Source organism: Fulvitalea axinellae, from assembly GCF_036492835.1.
In the GTDB taxonomy this organism is placed as follows: domain Bacteria; phylum Bacteroidota; class Bacteroidia; order Cytophagales; family Cyclobacteriaceae; genus Fulvitalea; species Fulvitalea axinellae.
This window is the reverse complement of record NZ_AP025314.1, coordinates 4,502,756-4,519,501: the sequence shown is the minus strand read 5'-3', so window position 1 is coordinate 4,519,501 and position 16,746 is coordinate 4,502,756. Positions and strand designations below refer to the sequence as shown.

Sequence of the window (16,746 nt, the reverse complement as noted above, 5' to 3'; positions counted from 1 at the left end):
ACTATTGTTGCCCTCTTTGTATATTTGGTATATAAAATTATTTGCAGATAGTTATGCTGATTGCCATACATTCGAAGGATCTTCCGTCGGAGGTTTTGCCGTGGGTCGAAAGGACCCTTTCGGCGTTGAAAGCGGAGGGGTTCGGTTTGTTGACTTCGGAACGTTTGAGTGCTTGGTTGGAGCGCCATGGTAGGGGATGCTGTTCGGATGGCGTACTCCGGGCCGGTGATGACCTTTCCTCCGTGGATATGTGCGTGAGCCTTGGCGGGGACGGGACGTTACTCGATACGCTTACCTATATCGGAACCGCCGAAATTCCCATTTTGGGCGTTAATTTCGGCCGTCTCGGATTTTTGGCCACTACAGGCAGGGAAGATTTTGTGGAGAGGTTGGTGGCTTTGGCCAAAGGGCCCATCGAAGTTGAGAAACGCACGTTGGTCCGGTTTGATTCGGGTACGGACGTATTTGGAGAGACCTCTTTTGGACTGAACGAGTTTTCGGTGCTCAAGCGCGACACCTCGTCCATGATTACTGTTCACGCTTATCTTGACGGGGATTATGTCAATTCCTATTGGGGGGACGGCTTGATTATAGCTACGCCAACAGGCTCTACTGGCTACTCGATGAGTTGCGGAGGCCCGTTGCTTATGCCAAACTCCAACAGTTTCGTGATGACTCCCGTTTGTCCGCACCACCTTACGGTCCGGCCCATGGTAGTGCCTGATGATGCCGAGATCCGTTTGGAGGTAGAAGGAAGGGCGGAGCATGTGCTCGTAGCCTTGGATTCCAGATCAAAAAGCGTCAAGCCGACGCGGGATATCCGTATCCGCAAGGAGAAATTTGCGGCTAGACTCGTCAAGTCCGACAAATTCACTTTTTTCGACACATTAAGGCAGAAATTGCATTGGGGCTACGATTCCCGGAATTGATATTCGGGAAGTACCGCCTTTCCGATCCATTTTTAGTCTCTCTAGGCGTTCGATTAGCAATAAACCCGGTGCCCGAACGTTTGTAAAGGTGAGGCGTGGGTGACCGGACGGAGCTTTCGGCCGGGTCGCCTATCGGGATTAAGCCTTCAAAGATGCGGAAAATCAGTATATTGCGAAGTGGGAAGGTCTCTGGAATTGCGTTATTCCGCTGTTTTCGGTGCCTCTCGAAGCTTTTGGCGATAAGCGCCGTATCCATTTTGGAAGGCTTTTTTAACAATCTTTAACTCGAAAGCGCTGAAAATTGAAATCAAAAAAGGTAAACTTCAGGTCGGTAAAGTGGCCCTTGGCTCTGGCTCTGGCCCTGACCCTGACCGTTGCGGTTGGCCTCCCCACGTTCGGGCAGAAGCACGAGATAGGTATTGGGGGAGGTATAGTGAACTATACGGGCGACTTGCAACAATCGTATCGCCTGAAGTATTCCAGCCCGGGAATCAACGCTTTTTATAGGCGTAACGTTTCCGATGCCTGGAGTTTCAGGTTTCAGCTCCTGCTCGGGCAAATTAGGGAAGCGGACGCCGAACCTTACGATAGTTTTGCGTTTAAGAGGAGCGCCGCGTTTTCCGATTATTTCTACGAAGCCAGCGTTATGGCCGAATACACGTTCTTTGATTACAAATCTGGGCGGGGATTCATGGATTTCTCCCCTTACCTGTTTGGAGGTATCGGCGTGATGGGCTACACCGGAAATTCGATCTGGCGGCAACGAAACGAGGATACCGGAGCGTGGGAAGGGAAGAAAGAGAGCCATGGCCAAATCGCCTTGCCGACAATCCCCTTTGGAGTGGGCGTAAAGTATAGCCTGAATCCGAGGTTCGAATTGGGGATTGAATTTGGAGCCAGAAAGGTATTTACCGATGAGCTTGACAATATTTCCGGGCTCAGGGCCTCAGACGGAAGCTCTTACGGTCACGGCAACCCGGAAACGGATGACTGGTATTACTTTACCGGAATTACTGTGAGTTATACCTTTTTCAAGGTTCCATGTCCTTACGATTTTTACTGAATGAGGTGCGGGCTCCTTTATATTCTTAAAAAAATAAAGCATTTTTACGGGCTATAAAAATGGAACGGTGAGAACGGAACGATGAAAGGCAACATAGACCCGAACAAAATACCAAGGCATATTGCCGTAATTATGGATGGCAATGGACGGTGGGCAAAGAAACAAGGCATGGCGAACCGTGTCTTCGGCCACCGAAATGCCATTAAGGCCGTGAGGGAGATTACCGAAGGCTGTGCCGAGTTGGGCGTCGAATATCTTACGCTCTATACCTTTTCCAGCGAAAACTGGGACCGGCCCGCGATGGAAGTGACGGCTATTATGCAGTTGCTGATATCGACCATAGAGAAAGAGGCCCCAAAGCTGGCCAAGAATAATGTTCGGTTGCAAACGATCGGCGATATTGAAAAATTGCCGAAAAAATGTCAGGAGCAACTTGAGCAAGCGAAGAAAACAACAAGCGGGTGTACGGGACTTACCCTGAACTTGGCTTTGAGCTACGGCGGACGCGGAGAGATTCTGCGCAGCGTACGAAGCATAGCCCAGAAAGTGGCGAAAGGGGAAATCAACCCCGATGAAATTGACGAGAAAGTGTTGGCGGACGGACTTTACACCGCCGGTATGCCGGATCCGGATCTCTTTATCCGGACCAGCGGGGAAATGCGTGTCAGTAATTTCCTGCTTTGGCAAATCGCCTACACCGAATTATATATTACCGACATCTTATGGCCTGATTTCCGGAAGACGGATCTTCACCAAGCTATCGAAGACTATCAGAGCAGGGAAAGGCGGTTCGGAAAAACTAGTGAGCAGGTTCAAGAATAATTGCTAAATGAGACGGGTACTTTTAATTGTTTTGTTGGTTCTTGTGGGCCAGTCCATGTATGCGCAAGCACGCTGGGGCTGGAATAATAACAGTTCCAAACGCCTAGAGATAGACTATTCGAATCCTAAGGAATACGAAATCGCGGAAATTACGGTAGAGGGGGCCGAGACGCTTAACAAATCGGCGTTGATCTCGCTTTCCGGCCTAAAAGTAGGCGACAAGATCAAAATTCCGGGCGAAGGCATCAGCGGAGCCATAAAGAAACTTTGGAAGCAGGGTATTATTGCCAATGTGGCGATAAACGTCACCAAGGTGGAAGACGGCAAGGTATGGTTGACCATTCACCTTACGGAGAGGCCCCGTCTTACAAAAATCGAGATCCAGGGCGTAAACAAAACCCAGGAGAAAGAACTTCAAGACGAGATCGATCAAGTGCGCGGCCGCGTGCTGACGGACGCCGTCCGAAAAAATGCCGAGCTGGCGACCAAGCGTTATTTCGTGGGCAAAGGCTTCTTGGACGCCAAAGTCAACGTGCAGGTCGAGAAAGACTCGCTTATTACGAACGGCTCAAGGCTGGTTATCGACGTGAACAAGGGCCGTAAGGTACACATTAACCGTATCCGTCTTTTGGGTGCCACGGAACTTGACCCGGCCAAGTCGAAGAAAAAGATGAAGAAAACGCGCGAAAAAGTTCGTGTGCGTATCGTCAAAGAAGTTACGCAGGAGGCTATTAGTGTCAAGCTTTCTGATATCAAGACTTTCTTCAGTGAATCTTACGAGGCTTCGTGGAAGGACCTAAAGAAATATCTGAACGATAATGTGAAGCTGAATTTCTTCAACGCTTCGAAATTCATCGGTAAAGAATACGAGAACGACAAGGCGGCTTTGGTAGCCTATTACAATAGCAAAGGCTATCGCGACGCAAGGATCCTTGGAGATTCCGTTTATGTAGTGAACGGCGAGGTGAACATCGATATCAAGATGTACGAAGGTAAAAAGTACTTTTACCGCGACATCAAGTGGGTAGGAAACTATATCTATACTGATGAGCAACTCAATAAGGTGCTCAAGATCGGTAAAGGTGACGTTTACAACCGCGAGTTGATGGACAAGCGCTTGCAGTTCGATCTCAATGATCAGGACATCAGTAGCCTTTATATGGACAACGGCTACCTTGCTTTCCGAATCAATCCTGTGGAAGTCCGCGTGGAAGGCGATTCCATTGATGTGGAAATGAGGATTAACGAGGGAGCCCGTTTTAAACTGAGTAACGTTGCGGTAAGCGGTAACGACCGTACGAACGACCACGTAGTGTACCGAGAGCTCCGCACTTTGCCGGGCGAATTGTTTAGCCGTCGAGATATTATCAGGACACAGCGTGAGCTTTCCAGCTTGGGATATTTTGACCCTGAAACTATTAACCCGGACGTTAAGCCGAATATGAATGACGAGACTGTTGACCTTACTTGGGAAGTGGTCGAGCGTCCGAGTGATCAGATCGAGCTTTCCGGCGGTTGGGGTGGTGCTTACGGTTTTATCGGAACTTTGGGCCTTACCTTCAATAACTTCTCTTTTGGAAACTTTTTCAATAAAGAAGCTTGGAGGCCATTGCCTACCGGTGACGGTCAGAAACTTTCCGTAAGGGCGCAGGCCAACGGTAAGCAATACCAGAGTTACTCAATATCGTTTCAGGAGCCTTGGTTAGGCGGACGCAAACCGCAGTCATTCTCCGCTAGCTTTTCTTATTCGAACCAGAGAGAATTCAACTATAATACACGGGAGTACGGAAGCGGTAGCCTTGGGTTGTTCGGAATCACTGTTGGTTTAGGTCACCGTCTTAAGTGGCCTGACGATAACTTCTCGCTCAACAACTCCATATCGTATTACCGATATGATGTGAAGGATTACTACACGTCACTCGGCTTCTCGGATGGAAAATCGAACAACCTCTCGTTTACGTCTACGCTTTCTCGTTACACAATTGACCAGCCGATGTATCCGCGTGGCGGTTCTTCGTTCTCGCTTAGCGTAAGCTTGACTCCTCCATATTCGATTTGGAGAGATATTGACTACAATAAAGCAGACAACGCTGAGAAGTATAAATGGGTGGAATATTATAAAATAATGTTCGACGCCAAGCAGTACACGAAAGTGGTCGGAAACCTTGTGGTTGAGACCAAAGCCCACTTCGGATTTATAAACTCTTATAAAAAAGAAGCCGGTATCGGACCATTTGAGCGTTATATTATGGGAGGTAGCGGTTTGGCAGGTCAAAACGTGATTTTGGGTACGGAAGTGATTGCCCTGCGCGGTTACGACGATGCGGCCCTTACTGGAATTGACGACAACGGCACTCCGAACGATCGTTCGGATGACATCGAAGGTGGTGTAGCTTACACGAAAGTCGGTGCCGAATTGAGATATCCTGTTTCGTTGAATCCGTCAGCAACCATTTATGTGCACGGTTTCGTGGAAGCGGGTAACACTTGGAACGATTATAGAAAATACAATCCGTTCGATCTGTATAAGTCTGCCGGTTTCGGGGCGAGAATCTTTATGCCTGCCTTCGGTCTGATCGGTATTGACTGGGGTTACGGATTCGACGATATCCCGGGCCAGCTGGACGCAAGCGGCTCGCAGTTCCACTTTACTATCGGACAGCAGTTGCGATAACTCGCATTGCGCTTAAAATGGAAGGTTTCGGCTTAGGACACTGGGCCGAAACTTTGTGGGAATTAGCCGGAAATTGGAAATCTTTTGCTAATTTGGGCACACTGAATGGAGGTGTATATGAAGCCAAATATCTTGTTTCGCTTTGTGGTGACTTTGGTTTTGCCAATGGCGTTAGCGTTGTTGCCCAAAGAGGCGAAAGCCCAAAAGTTCGGTTATGTGGACTCGGAATATATTCTGGGACAAATGCCCGAATTCAAAGAGGCGCAGAAAAGCTTGGACCAATTGGCCGAGGCTTGGCGCCAAGAGATTTCGGATATGCGCAAGGGCGTTGAGGGTATGTACGATGCGCTGAAGGCGGAGGAAGTACTTTTGTCTAAAGAAATGTTGGCCGAGAGGCAAAAAAACATTTTGGCGAAAGAGGATTCCGTAGCCAATTACCAGCGAAAGGTTTTCGGTTTTGAAGGTCTTTATTACCTGAAGAAAATCGAACTTATAAAGCCAGTCGAAGACAAGGTTTTCGAGGCGGTTAGAAGGGTTTCGGAAAAGCAGAAGATCCAGTTCATGTTCGACAAATCGGCCGATTTGGTAATGATTTATACCAACCCGGCTCACGACTACACCGATTACGTATTGGAAGAGTTGGGTTTGGGGGACGAGAACGATACGGTTAACTGATAAAGAGAATATATATAAGACTGAATATCATGAAAAAAACGATCCTTTTTGTATTGTTCGCGCTCGTTGCGACTGTAGGCGTAAACGCCCAGTCGGTTGTGAAAATCGGCTACACGAATGTTGATGTTGTCATGGCCCAATTGCCTGACGCAAAGACTATAGACCAGAAGCTTTCGGAGCATAACAAGCAATTGCAGACCCAGCTTCAGGCCAAAGTCGAAGACTATAAGAAAAAAGTTGCCGCTTTCCAGAAGCAAGCTCCGCAAATGATTGACGCGGTAAGAGCTGACAAAGCCAAGGAACTTCAGAACTTGGAAGCTTCAATCCAGCAGTTCCAGCAAAACGGACAGATTTCTATCCAGAAGAAACAAGCCGAGTTGGTGCAGCCTTTGTTGGACAAAGTTCAAGCGAGCATCAATAAAGTGGCGAAAGCGAACGGATATACTTACGTTTTGAGCGAGGCCGTTGGTAGCCTCCCAGTATTGCTTTACGCTGACAAGCAAGGAAACATCACTGACTTGGTATTGAAAGACCTTGGCGTGACTCCTAAGCCAGCTTCAAAATAAGCTGTTGATCGCTGTAAAGCGGAAGGGCCCGGGTCTATGATCCGGGCTTTTTTTGACCCTTTTTTATGGTTTGATATGTTGTGTCCCCCGATTCTCAACAAAGGCGATAAAGTCGCTTTAGTAGCGCCCGGTGGCGCCGTTGACGAAATTAAAATCCGGTTCGCGAAAGAAGTGATTATAGGTAAAGGGTTCGAACCCGTATGCGGAGATCATCTTTTGGGGCGATCCAATTATTTTTCGGGTACGGACGAAGAACGTGCGTCCGACCTTCAAAAGGCGTTGGACGATCCCGAAATCAAAGCCGTTTTTATGGCTCGCGGAGGGTACGGGATTACCCGGATTATAGACCGTCTGGATTTTACGGCTTTTTTGCGGAACCCGAAATGGCTATGCGGGTTCAGCGATATAACGGCGTTGCTAAACCATCATCCCGAAGTAGTGTCGGTGCACGGTCCGATGCCTACGACATTTTCCAAAGACCGAAACTCCACGGATCAGCTTTTCGACTTTTTAATGGGGAAAGATCTGGATTATACCGTAAGGGAAAACCGGTATAACAAAAAAGGAAGCGTGATCGCTCCGCTAGTAGGCGGAAATTTAACCTTGGTTTGCCATTGTTTGGGGAGCGCCTCAGAGATTGACATGGATGGAAAGATCCTGTTTGTCGAAGAGATTGGCGAGGCGCTTTACGCTATAGACCGGTTGATGGTTCAGTTGAAAAGAGCCGGTAAGTTGGCGAATCTTGCTGGGATTATTGTCGGTCAGTTTTCGGCTGTGCGTGATAGCCAAATACCGTTCGGGAAAGATGCGTACGGTATAATCCGCTCTCATGTGGAAGAGTATGGGTATCCTTGTCTCTTCGGTTTTCCGGCAGGGCATGACACGGAGAATCTGCCGTTGCCTATTTCCGGTTTGGTAAGTCTGGATGTTCGCGAAAGCGAAAACTCAAGGGTAAGCGCTTGTTTCGGAAACGGCATTTAGCTTTTTTCCGAAACGATTTTTCTGGACAACAGCCTATCCACAACCACAAGGATCAGAACTGTCGCTATAGCTAGAACCATCATGGTGCCTGTGCTTTCCGACAGGGAAATGCTAAAAAAGTCAGTCAGAGCTTTCGTGAACTTAGAAAGGATAGGGAGCGCTTCATCAGTTTGGGATGAGACAGGATTTCCGTTCACTGAGAATATTGCGATTAAGCTCAGCACAATTCCGGCGAGTGTAATTCCGGCCTGTCTGAGGCTGATCAACGGTTTGAATACAAATTTTGGACGTGCTGTTTCCGCTTTTAGCTTCGCCATAAAATTCTGGGTGAAGCCGTAAGGAGCCGGATTCTTTTTTTGGTCTTCCTCCAAAAATCCTTTAAGGAGATTGTCCAGTTCGATGTCTTCTTTCCTTTTTTTCATAGCAATGACTTCGCTTCGCCGTTTAGTAGGCCGGACAGTATATTACGTAATTTCGTGCGTGATCGGTGTATTTTTACCTTTATGAAGTTGGTGTCTTCGCCTGTAGCATCCCCGATTTCCTTCAGGGTCATCTCTTTCAGATAAAACATATCGACAAAGACTTTCTCTTCGGGGGGGAGCGCTTCAAGTGCTTTCCCGATGAACACCCTCCGCTCCCTGTCGCTGGTCAGCTGTTTGGCGTCGTCTTCGGCCACGAAGAAGGTGTCTTCGAGCCCCGTGTCGGCGCTGTGTTTCTTTCTCCTTTTCAGCTTAGAAAGCGCGGAGTTGTATACAATCCGGTAAATCCACGTTCCGAAAGCGCTGTCGCCACGGAAAGTTTCGAGATTTTTAAACGCTTTCATAAATGCGTCCTGCGCCACTTCTTCCGCATCCTCGTTGTTTTGGAGGATTTTGTAAGCTATCCTGTAGACATAGTCTTTGTGCCTGTCCACTAGATTAGCGAACAGGGAGGTTTCTCCATCAACAACACGCTTTATTATATCTATATCTTCTTCAGGCATACGGAGGTTTGACTACCTAAGGGACAGTCAGGTTACATGAAGATAGCGATAAAATTTATTTTTTATTTTTCTTTACGGGTTTGTAACCTGCTTGCGAGAGCCAAGGTCAAAGAGGCAACAAACAGATTTGAAACAATAAAAATATACGACTATGGCTGTTGAAATCTTAGTTCCGCTCGGCTTATTTGGTTTAATTTTCGGGATTGTCTATTTATCGATTACTTCACGAAATAGAGAACGTCTGGCCCTTATAGAAAAAGGAGTAAGCGCTGAAATATTCTCATCAAATAAAAACAAACACTTTGAGGCTTTGAAATTTGGTATGGTATCAATCGGCATAGGTTTAGGTCTCTTTGCCGGTAAGCTTACGGGAGGGGGCGATGAGTACCCGATGCCATATTTTATCGGAGCCTTGGTAATGGGTGGGCTCGCTTTGGTTCTGTATTATTTCATTGTACGGAAGGTTCAGGGCTCGCAAGAAGACTAAATAAGACAAAGTCATGAATTTTAAGCCCGGTTTGCTTATGGCAGGCCGGGCTTTTCGTTTTTTCGGGGGGAAGATTTAGTCCGGATTCTGCTTTTTAAGGAGGGCTGTTAGTCAAATCATAAAATCCTAAGCCTAAACTTCTCTAACTTTATAAATAGGAGTTTGGATGGCCGTCTATTTTGTGATCTCGTTTTGTTTTTTAAAACAGAAAAAACTACCTTGTGAGTGTAAAATAAGAAACGGTGTTTTTTATTTGAAACAAACAACGAGCTCAACGGCACAGGCCAAGCGCTCCGGAAGCCCGGAAATTCCGTGCGGATTGTTGTAATATATGACTTTTTGTCGTTTTCTGTATTATGAGTATTAAGCGGATTTTTTTCCTCATTGCGCTCGTGGCGGTAAGCTTGTCCGTAAATGCGCAAAATAAAAAGAAGCCTGTTTCCCATAGATTCTTGGCGGCGGGCTCGGGATGGTCCAAGATAATGATCGTGGACGAGAACGGTAAAGCCGTTTGGGAACACAAAATAAACAAAGGAGAGGAATGTAACTCGGCCACTATGATGCCGGACGGGAATGTCCTCTACTCGCACAAGACTGGAGCCACTATCGTTTCGTCGAAAAACGAAATCGTGTGGACATACAAAAGGGAACCGAACACCGAGGTGCAGTCGGCTACGCTTTTGCCGAAAGGCCACATACTGATAGGCCAAAACGGAACACCGGCTAAGCTGATGGAATTTGACAAGAATAGAAAACTAGTCAAAACGGTGACGATAAACACTGGCGTGAAAAATCCGCACGGGCAATTCCGCAGAGTGAACAAATCAAAGCAAGGGACTTATTGGGTAGGCCTGAAGGGCGCCGCCAGAGAATATAATGCCCAAGGCGAGCTGATCAGAACCGTGGATACCGAGGGTAAACCTTTTACGGTAGTGCCATTGAAAAAAGGTGGCGTGTTGGCCGGTTGTGGCGATAAGCACATGATCCGCGAATATGACGCCGAAGGGAAAGAAATATGGAACGTGAGCGAAAAAGACCTTGACAAAGGCTTCGAACTCCGTTATGTGGCCGATCTCACAAGGTTGAAGAACGGCAATACGATTGTGGCCAATTGGGGGGGGCATTCGCACGGAAAGTCGAGAATGCCCCAGGTATACGAGATTACGCCAGAGAAGAAAGTGGTATGGAAATTTGAGGATTGGACCCTGATGGACAAAGTGTCCTCGATCCAGGTTCTCGATGTTCCCGCAAGGAAATATTTCCGGTAGTCTTTATAGTATCTTTGTGCTTTTTCTTCTCCCAATGTAGATACGAGGGGCGAAAAGGATGCAGGATACCGAATGTTTTATTAATATGGTTCCGCAATCTTTTCTGATTAAACGTTTAAGCGAATCATGAAGCGAATGGGACTTTTTAAGAATCTGTTATTGCCTGTCCTAGCGGTGTTTACGGTCCTGGTTTATCTGGGATTCACCAACAAGGAAGGGCATGTGGAAGGCGATCCGCTTTCCTTAGAATATATGCTTGTCGACGAATCTGGCGATCGCCTGTTTGTGTCGGCAAAGACCGCTCACCGCATCGAGGTTCTGAACCTGAATACACGGGCCAAAGTAGGCGCTATCAATTTGCCCGAAAGACCCAAAGGTATGGCCTTGCAAGGCGGTAGACTCTACGTAACCTGTTCCGAAGGTCCGGGTACCATCGAGGTGTTTGACGCAAAGACGCTTAAGCCGATAAAGTCCATCAAAGGACGTAGCGGTGTAGTGGCGCCGGTTGTTAGCCCGAAAAACAATTCTTTGGTGGTTTGTAACCAATTCTTGGACGAGGTTTCGGTTTACGACTTATCGACCTTGCAGGAGAAAACCCGTATTAAAACCGGTCGTCAGCCGATTGGTGCGGTGTTGGGCAAAAACGAAAGGTACCTTTACGTGGCCAACCTGCTTCCGGACGCCCGGGCTGATATTGACACCGTAGCTACCGACCTTACGGTAATCGACCTGAAGAAGGGCCAGTTCATAAAAAACATAGCGCTTGAGAACGGAAGTAACGCGTTAAGGGGAATCAACTTGTCGAAAGACGGACGTTGGGTTTACGTTTCCCATAACCTCGGCCGTTTCCAAGTCCCTACCTCGCAGTTGGAACAGGGCTGGATGAACACCAGCGCCATGAGTATCATCGATACTGAAAACATGATGCGAGTGGCGACGGTACTGCTTGACGAACCGGAAAACGGCGCGGCCGGAATCTGGGGAATCGACAGCGACGGCGAAAAGATCTATGTGGCGCATTCGGGCACGCACGATTTCAGCGTAATCGAGGAAGCTCCGATGATCGAGCGTCTGCTCAAGCACAACGACAAGCCTTCGTTGGCTTACGACTTGACTTTCCTTAACGGAATCAGGCAAAGAATCAAAGTGACAGGTAATGGTCCGCGTCAGCTTGTTGTCAATGGCAATGAGTTGATAGTGTCCACTTATTTCTCCGACACTCTGAATTTCTTTGACATTAATAACGAATACGAAAACCAGACGCTGGCAATGAACCCCAATCTCCGTGAATCGAAGGCGAGACAAGGGGAAAGGCTCTTTAACGACGCTCAATATTGCTTCCAAGGATGGCAATCGTGCAACGGATGTCACCCCAACGATGCTCGTATTGATGGCTTGAACTGGGATTTGCTCAATGACGGTATCGGTTCTCCGAAGAACTGCAAAAGCCTGCTGTTGTCGCACGAAACGCCACCCGCAATGATTACGGGAATCAGGGCTTCTGCCGAAGTGGCCGTTAGGGCCGGTTTCCGACACATCCAGTTTACGCAGATGCCGGACGAGAAAGCCTCTACGGTGGACGCGTATCTCAAATCGCTCAAACCTACCCCTAGCCCGTATTTGGTAGACGGTCAGTTGAGCGCCAAAGCGCAGCGCGGAAAAAAAGCATTCGAAAAAGCCAAATGCTCGGCTTGCCATAACGGAACTTATTTTACGGACAAAAGACTCCACAAAGTATTGCCGGATACGGCCACTATGCTGGATACTCCGACACTTATCGAAGTGTGGCGTACCGCTCCGTATCTGCATGACGGAAGGGCAAGAACTATGGAAGACGTGATCAAAGTAGAGCGTCACGGAATCCTTAGGAAGATTTCCAAGAAAGAGATGGAAGACTTGGCCGAGTATGTCTTGTCTTTGTAAACCGATGATTTTAGAGGAGGACTGAGAAGAATGGTGGTAAGAAAAAGACAAGAGGCGATAGTCCCGGCCAATGCCGGAGACATGAGGGGACAGCTGGAGGAATGCGTGTCCGTGCTTGGAGAGAAACTGAATGGGAAGACGGCCGTAAGGGTTTCCGTTTTCGTCAATGCCGTTGAAAACGAAAGCTACGCCATAGCCAAGAAAATGGTGATGGAAAGGCTTACGGAATTCTTCGGAGATAAAATGCCGGCGATAGGTGTTATTGCTCAGCCTCCGTTGGGGGTTGAGGTGGCCCTCGAATTGGCGTATGTGGAAGAGAGTGACGCCAAAGCCCAGTACAAAAAAGCGGACGGCGTGCCGTACGTGGTTTTGGATTGTGGCGGAAGGAAAGAGCTTCACGCTTCAGGCATGGCCGAAGCGGATCTTTCCAAACCTATGCTTGAGCTTAGCCGTAAGGCCTTCGTTCAGGCGACGGCGGTTCTCAATGCGGAAGGCCTCGATTTTTCCGATGTCGTAAGGCAATGGAACTATATAGAGCGGATCACCGATATGCAGGAAGACATCCAGCATTATCAACTTTATAACGAAGTCCGGAACGAGTTCTATGGAGCCACGGAGTGGAAAGCCGGTTTTCCGGCGGCCACAGGCATCGGAATGTCGGCCGGAGGGGTGATTATCGACTTGGTTGCGGTAAGCGGAGACGTAAGGATTGTTCCGATTGATAACCCGGACCAAATAGATGCTCACCGTTACGGTCAAAAGGTGCTGGTCGGGAATAATCTTTCCCACGGGTCAGAGAAGACCGCCCCGCAATTCGAGCGGGCGAAATATCAGGGTAACGGCGTTGCCGGCGACCTTTTTATTTCGGGAACGGCCTCTATTAAAGGCGAGTTGACCATAGCCATAGACGATGCCGCCGAACAGACTAGGGTAACGGCCAAAAATATCGATACCCTTATATCAGGCGATAATTTGCGTCCTAGGGAATTGCCGGCCACAGACGACCTAAGGCCTGATTATATCAGGGTTTACGTCAAGCGGCACGATGACTTTGACGCCATCAGGCAAGTGTGTGAAGAAACTTATTCAGAAGCCCAAGCGCTTTATGTGATAGCGGACGTGTGCAGAGATAATCTGCTTGTGGAAATAGAAGGGTATACGTTCGCTCGCTGAATATCAAGTTTTTATATAATCGAATTTTAATATCAGTCAGGAATATCGGACATGGAAACTTATTCGAAAGAGCATTTTTACGATAACGGCGTTTTCAATTCGCAAAAGGCGAAAGACGCTTATTTCAAAATGATGGAACGCTTCGGTTACCCTATTTCGCCTCTGTTGAAAACAGACGAGTTTTGGGTGAGCGATTTCAGCCAAAACGATTTCCTGAACGCTGGAATGGGCGGAATTTTCTGGATCAATAATGTGGAGCAGAAATACTTCGCCCACGAGATTTTCTTGCTTCCGGGACAGATGATCGTGGAGCACTGCCACAACCAAGTGGAAGCCGGCGCCGCCAAGATGGAAACTTGGCACGTACGTCACGGCGAGGTATACTTGTTCGGCGAAGGCGATCCTACTCCTGAGAATGAGTTGCCAATCAAGCCGGCCGCCAGCCAGTTTGCCGCCGATGGAATTACGGTACACAATTGCAAAACGTTGAAAGAGGGCGAGATTTCTTCTTTGAACCGACTCGAAGCCAGACATTTCATGGTTGCGGGCCCTCAGGGAGCCATTGTTTCCGAGTACGCTTCGCCCCATTACGGAGAAGCTTTGGAGTTCACAAATAAAACAGTGGTTTTCTAGGTGGAATTATCCTCAAGAAAACTTATATTCAAAAAGAAATAAAAAGGGGCGGAAAACTTCGGCTTTCCGCCTCCTTAAGCATTTGGTACGGAAACTCGCCGGAAGAAACTGGCGGAGTGTCCGTTTGGGGCCACGGCCTAACGTTTTGTGATTTTTTATAAGACTTTTTCAAACAAAATCTTTTTATCGATGAGAGAATTAGATCACGTAGGAATCCCTACTAGCCAAAAGCAGGATGGGGAAACTTATTTGGAAGGCGCCAAAGTCTTCATCACCGACTACAATGTGAGCCCTAACAAAATCGAGTGGCTCAGGTTTGAGGACGATTCGGAATTCCCTGAGTTGATCCAGTCGACTGCCCACATCGCTTACCGCGTAAAGGACCTTGAGGCAGAAATGGAAGGCAAAGAGGTTTTGGTGGAGCCGTTCTCGCCGGGCGAGGGCCTCAAGATCGCTTTTGTAGTGGAAGAAGGCGCTCCGATTGAGCTGATGCACTTCTCGGAAAACTGATTCCGCCTGATCCCAAACGCGTAGAATCCGGAGCTAACCCCGGTATTCTCGACAAAATTTCGAATTAAACCCAAAATTTCCTTTTAGACATGGCAGTCGAAGAAAAAGTACTGATCAAGAAATTCATCAACAACCCGGAAACCATCACCCAGGAGTTGTTGGAAGGTTATACTATGGCTTACGCCGACAAAGTGGCTCTCGGTGGAGAGAACATCGTTGTGCGCGCCAACCCTAAGTCTGAGGACAAAGTGGCCATCGTAAGTATGGGCGGATCGGGCCACGAGCCCGCCATCAGTGGCTTCGTAGGCGAAGGCATGCTCGACTGTAGCGTTGTGGGCGACATTTTCGCAGCTCCGGGCGCTCCAAGAGTATTCGAAGCCCTTAAGAAATTTGACCGTGGAGCGGGTATCCTGCTCGTGGTTCTCAATCACGCAGGTGACGTGATGAGCGCCAACATGGCAATGCAGTTGGCTGAGCGCGCCGGAATCAAGGTGAAAATGCTCATGACCAGCGAAGACATCAGCGCCGGACTCGATGTGCCGGACGAAGATCGTCGCGGATTGGCGGGATGTATTCCGTTGTACAAAATCGCTGGTGCCGCCGCAGAGGAAGGCAAGTCACTTGACGAGATTTACGAAATCGCTGAGCGCTTCAACAAGCAGATGGCTACTTTGGCCGTGGCTATGAAGTCATGCACCCACCCGCAAAACGGCGCCACTATCGCCGAATTGCCTGACGGCGAGATGGAAATAGGTATGGGACAGCACGGCGAAGGCGGTGGCGGTCGCAGTGCGTTGCTTACTGCCGACGAAACCGCTGAGCGCATGATCGGCCAGTTGATGAAGAAGCTTTCGCCAGCTAAAGGCGACAAAGTGGTGCTTTACATCAACGGAGTGGGAGCGACTACTATGATGGAGCTCTTCCTCGTTTACCGAAAGGCGCATCAGATCCTTGTTGACGCCGGATGCGAAGTTGTGGAAGGCAAAGTGGACGAATTCTTGACCGTTCAGGAAATGGCCGGCTTCCAGATGATCCTTGGAAAAGTGGATGACGATCACGCCACTTATCTCAAGCACGTGTCTGACGCTCCTTACTGGACAGTTCTTAAGTAAGAATAGATATTATTGGGAGGCGGAGCCACACTTCCGCCCCCTTTTTTAGCCTAACCGGCCGGGCGCTGGCCGGACCAACGATTCTACAGTTTTTCAGGGGAAATGGAAAAGATCACTATCGACCAGTTCAAAGGCATGATAAACAACGCCTTTGAAAAAGTGTCGGCCCGTGCCGACGAATTTTCGAAACTTGACGCCGTAGCAGGCGATGGCGACCACGGAACGGCTATCGTTGCCGCTATGGGAGCCATAAACGAAGCAGCCCAAAAGGGTGAGGAGTTCAAGGCGATGCTCGGCGACATGGGCTTTGGCGCCATGAGCCAGTCTTGCGGATCCACCAGCACGCTGTCCGGAGCGCTGTACCTCGGTATGAGTGACTGCGCCGCGGGCACCGAGCTCGACGTGAAAGCGGTAGGGAATATGTTTGACGCCGGTTTGGCCAACGTGCGCAAAAGCACCAAAGCCGACGTGGGCAACAAGACTGTTATGGACGCCCTGATTCCCGCTATCGAAGCTTTGAAAACGTATGAGGGCGACAACGTAGTGGAGCAATTCCAGCAGGCGGCGAAAGCGGCCTCGGAAGGTGCGGAAAAAACGATAGAGATGCAGGCGAGCTTCGGCCGCGCGCGTAACATGGGAGAGCGTTCTATAGGTCACCTTGACCCGGGAGCGGCCTCTATGGCATGTATTTTCGAAGCCTTCGCTTCATCGTTGGCCTAAAAAAGTGGAAGGGTCCCGGCATAGAACCCTTCCTTGGCTGACACGATAAGGCAGTCCCTCCACCAATGGAACAGCGCGTGGAGTTCCGGTGGCGGGTGCCTTTACTTTCCGGCTTTGTTAAAGCCGGCCAGAAGTCGCTAATATATCCCGAAAACGGTGAATTTCATAATGATATTCCCGGAAAGCGGCACCTGTGGCCGACAGTCTTTCGGCCTTCCGATTAAATCG

17 protein-coding genes are annotated in these 16,746 nt (G+C 48.7%); 15 read left to right on the top strand and 2 right to left on the bottom strand.

Features of this window, described 5'->3' with window-relative positions; genetic code table 11:
* Window positions 1-53 precede the first annotated feature (53 nt).
* From AABK39_RS17620 to AABK39_RS17590, 7 genes are all read left to right on the top strand, one after another.
* A complete protein-coding gene (locus AABK39_RS17620; protein WP_338392628.1) occupies window positions 54-929 on the top strand; it encodes an NAD kinase in 876 nt (291 codons plus the stop codon).
* 301 nt (window positions 930-1,230) lie between these two features.
* Complete coding sequence (gene porG / locus AABK39_RS17615) at window positions 1,231-1,992, top strand: type IX secretion system protein PorG (protein ID WP_338392627.1); 762 nt, start codon at window positions 1,231-1,233, stop codon at window positions 1,990-1,992.
* A gap of 81 nt (window positions 1,993-2,073) precedes the next feature.
* Window positions 2,074-2,814, top strand: coding sequence for an isoprenyl transferase (locus tag AABK39_RS17610; protein WP_338392626.1), 741 nt, complete (start codon window positions 2,074-2,076; stop codon window positions 2,812-2,814).
* 7 nt (window positions 2,815-2,821) lie between these two features.
* Window positions 2,822-5,488, top strand: coding sequence for a BamA/OMP85 family outer membrane protein (locus tag AABK39_RS17605; protein ID WP_338392625.1), 2,667 nt, complete (start codon window positions 2,822-2,824; stop codon window positions 5,486-5,488).
* A 117-nt stretch (window positions 5,489-5,605) separates the two neighbouring features.
* Window positions 5,606-6,163: an OmpH/Skp family outer membrane protein gene (locus tag AABK39_RS17600; RefSeq protein WP_338392624.1), complete on the top strand. Its 558-nt coding sequence runs from the start codon at window positions 5,606-5,608 to the stop codon at window positions 6,161-6,163.
* A gap of 29 nt (window positions 6,164-6,192) precedes the next feature.
* Window positions 6,193-6,729, top strand: coding sequence for an OmpH/Skp family outer membrane protein (locus AABK39_RS17595; protein ID WP_338392623.1), 537 nt, complete (start codon window positions 6,193-6,195; stop codon window positions 6,727-6,729).
* Window positions 6,730-6,804: 75 nt separating this feature from the next.
* A complete protein-coding gene (locus tag AABK39_RS17590; protein ID WP_338392622.1) occupies window positions 6,805-7,710 on the top strand; it encodes a S66 peptidase family protein in 906 nt (301 codons plus the stop codon).
* On the opposite strand, the gene AABK39_RS17585 is transcribed toward AABK39_RS17590, so the two are convergent.
* Window positions 7,707-8,132: a hypothetical protein gene (locus tag AABK39_RS17585; RefSeq protein WP_338392621.1), complete on the bottom strand. Its 426-nt coding sequence runs from the start codon at window positions 8,130-8,132 to the stop codon at window positions 7,707-7,709. The genes AABK39_RS17590 and AABK39_RS17585 overlap by 4 nt on opposite strands.
* Window positions 8,129-8,692, bottom strand: coding sequence for an RNA polymerase sigma factor (locus tag AABK39_RS17580; protein ID WP_338392620.1), 564 nt, complete (start codon window positions 8,690-8,692; stop codon window positions 8,129-8,131). The genes AABK39_RS17585 and AABK39_RS17580 overlap by 4 nt, the downstream gene beginning before the upstream one ends.
* Before the next feature lie 151 nt (window positions 8,693-8,843).
* Between AABK39_RS17580 and AABK39_RS17575 the strand changes: the two genes are divergently transcribed.
* From AABK39_RS17575 to AABK39_RS17540, 8 genes are all read left to right on the top strand, one after another.
* Entirely contained in the window at window positions 8,844-9,179 is a 336-nt protein-coding gene (locus AABK39_RS17575; protein WP_338392619.1) for a DUF6249 domain-containing protein, read from the top strand.
* 356 nt (window positions 9,180-9,535) lie between these two features.
* Window positions 9,536-10,447, top strand: coding sequence for a beta-propeller domain-containing protein (locus AABK39_RS17570; protein WP_338392617.1), 912 nt, complete (start codon window positions 9,536-9,538; stop codon window positions 10,445-10,447).
* Between the two features lie 126 nt (window positions 10,448-10,573).
* Window positions 10,574-12,370, top strand: coding sequence for a cytochrome D1 domain-containing protein (locus AABK39_RS17565; protein WP_338392616.1), 1,797 nt, complete (start codon window positions 10,574-10,576; stop codon window positions 12,368-12,370).
* A 30-nt stretch (window positions 12,371-12,400) separates the two neighbouring features.
* Window positions 12,401-13,543: a chorismate transformation enzyme, FkbO/Hyg5 family gene (locus tag AABK39_RS17560; RefSeq protein WP_338392615.1), complete on the top strand. Its 1,143-nt coding sequence runs from the start codon at window positions 12,401-12,403 to the stop codon at window positions 13,541-13,543.
* A gap of 51 nt (window positions 13,544-13,594) precedes the next feature.
* Entirely contained in the window at window positions 13,595-14,176 is a 582-nt protein-coding gene (locus AABK39_RS17555) for a cupin domain-containing protein (RefSeq protein WP_338392614.1), read from the top strand.
* Window positions 14,177-14,365: 189 nt separating this feature from the next.
* Window positions 14,366-14,686: a VOC family protein gene (locus AABK39_RS17550; RefSeq protein ID WP_338392613.1), complete on the top strand. Its 321-nt coding sequence runs from the start codon at window positions 14,366-14,368 to the stop codon at window positions 14,684-14,686.
* An 89-nt stretch (window positions 14,687-14,775) separates the two neighbouring features.
* The gene (locus tag AABK39_RS17545) at window positions 14,776-15,798 is read left to right on the top strand and encodes a dihydroxyacetone kinase subunit DhaK (RefSeq protein ID WP_338392612.1); all 1,023 of its coding nucleotides are present in this window, start codon (window positions 14,776-14,778) and stop codon (window positions 15,796-15,798) included.
* A 102-nt stretch (window positions 15,799-15,900) separates the two neighbouring features.
* Entirely contained in the window at window positions 15,901-16,518 is a 618-nt protein-coding gene (locus tag AABK39_RS17540) for a DAK2 domain-containing protein (protein ID WP_338392611.1), read from the top strand.
* Window positions 16,519-16,746: the final 228 nt, after the last annotated feature.

Bases quoted from the DNA above. Each gene is read 5' to 3' on its own strand.
- AABK39_RS17620 (WP_338392628.1), top strand. From the start codon at position 54: ATGCTGATTGCCATACATTCGAAGGATCTTCCGTCGGAGGTTTTGCCG.
- AABK39_RS17610 (WP_338392626.1), top strand. From the start codon at position 2,074: ATGAAAGGCAACATAGACCCGAACAAAATACCAAGGCATATTGCCGTA.
- AABK39_RS17605 (WP_338392625.1), top strand. From the start codon at position 2,822: ATGAGACGGGTACTTTTAATTGTTTTGTTGGTTCTTGTGGGCCAGTCC.
- AABK39_RS17600 (WP_338392624.1), top strand. From the start codon at position 5,606: ATGAAGCCAAATATCTTGTTTCGCTTTGTGGTGACTTTGGTTTTGCCA.
- AABK39_RS17595 (WP_338392623.1), top strand. From the start codon at position 6,193: ATGAAAAAAACGATCCTTTTTGTATTGTTCGCGCTCGTTGCGACTGTA.
- AABK39_RS17590 (WP_338392622.1), top strand. From the start codon at position 6,805: ATGTTGTGTCCCCCGATTCTCAACAAAGGCGATAAAGTCGCTTTAGTA.
- AABK39_RS17585 (WP_338392621.1), bottom strand. From the start codon at position 8,132: ATGAAAAAAAGGAAAGAAGACATCGAACTGGACAATCTCCTTAAAGGA.
- AABK39_RS17580 (WP_338392620.1), bottom strand. From the start codon at position 8,692: ATGCCTGAAGAAGATATAGATATAATAAAGCGTGTTGTTGATGGAGAA.
- AABK39_RS17575 (WP_338392619.1), top strand. From the start codon at position 8,844: ATGGCTGTTGAAATCTTAGTTCCGCTCGGCTTATTTGGTTTAATTTTC.
- AABK39_RS17570 (WP_338392617.1), top strand. From the start codon at position 9,536: ATGAGTATTAAGCGGATTTTTTTCCTCATTGCGCTCGTGGCGGTAAGC.
- AABK39_RS17565 (WP_338392616.1), top strand. From the start codon at position 10,574: ATGAAGCGAATGGGACTTTTTAAGAATCTGTTATTGCCTGTCCTAGCG.
- AABK39_RS17560 (WP_338392615.1), top strand. From the start codon at position 12,401: ATGGTGGTAAGAAAAAGACAAGAGGCGATAGTCCCGGCCAATGCCGGA.
- AABK39_RS17555 (WP_338392614.1), top strand. From the start codon at position 13,595: ATGGAAACTTATTCGAAAGAGCATTTTTACGATAACGGCGTTTTCAAT.
- AABK39_RS17550 (WP_338392613.1), top strand. From the start codon at position 14,366: ATGAGAGAATTAGATCACGTAGGAATCCCTACTAGCCAAAAGCAGGAT.
- AABK39_RS17545 (WP_338392612.1), top strand. From the start codon at position 14,776: ATGGCAGTCGAAGAAAAAGTACTGATCAAGAAATTCATCAACAACCCG.
- AABK39_RS17540 (WP_338392611.1), top strand. From the start codon at position 15,901: ATGGAAAAGATCACTATCGACCAGTTCAAAGGCATGATAAACAACGCC.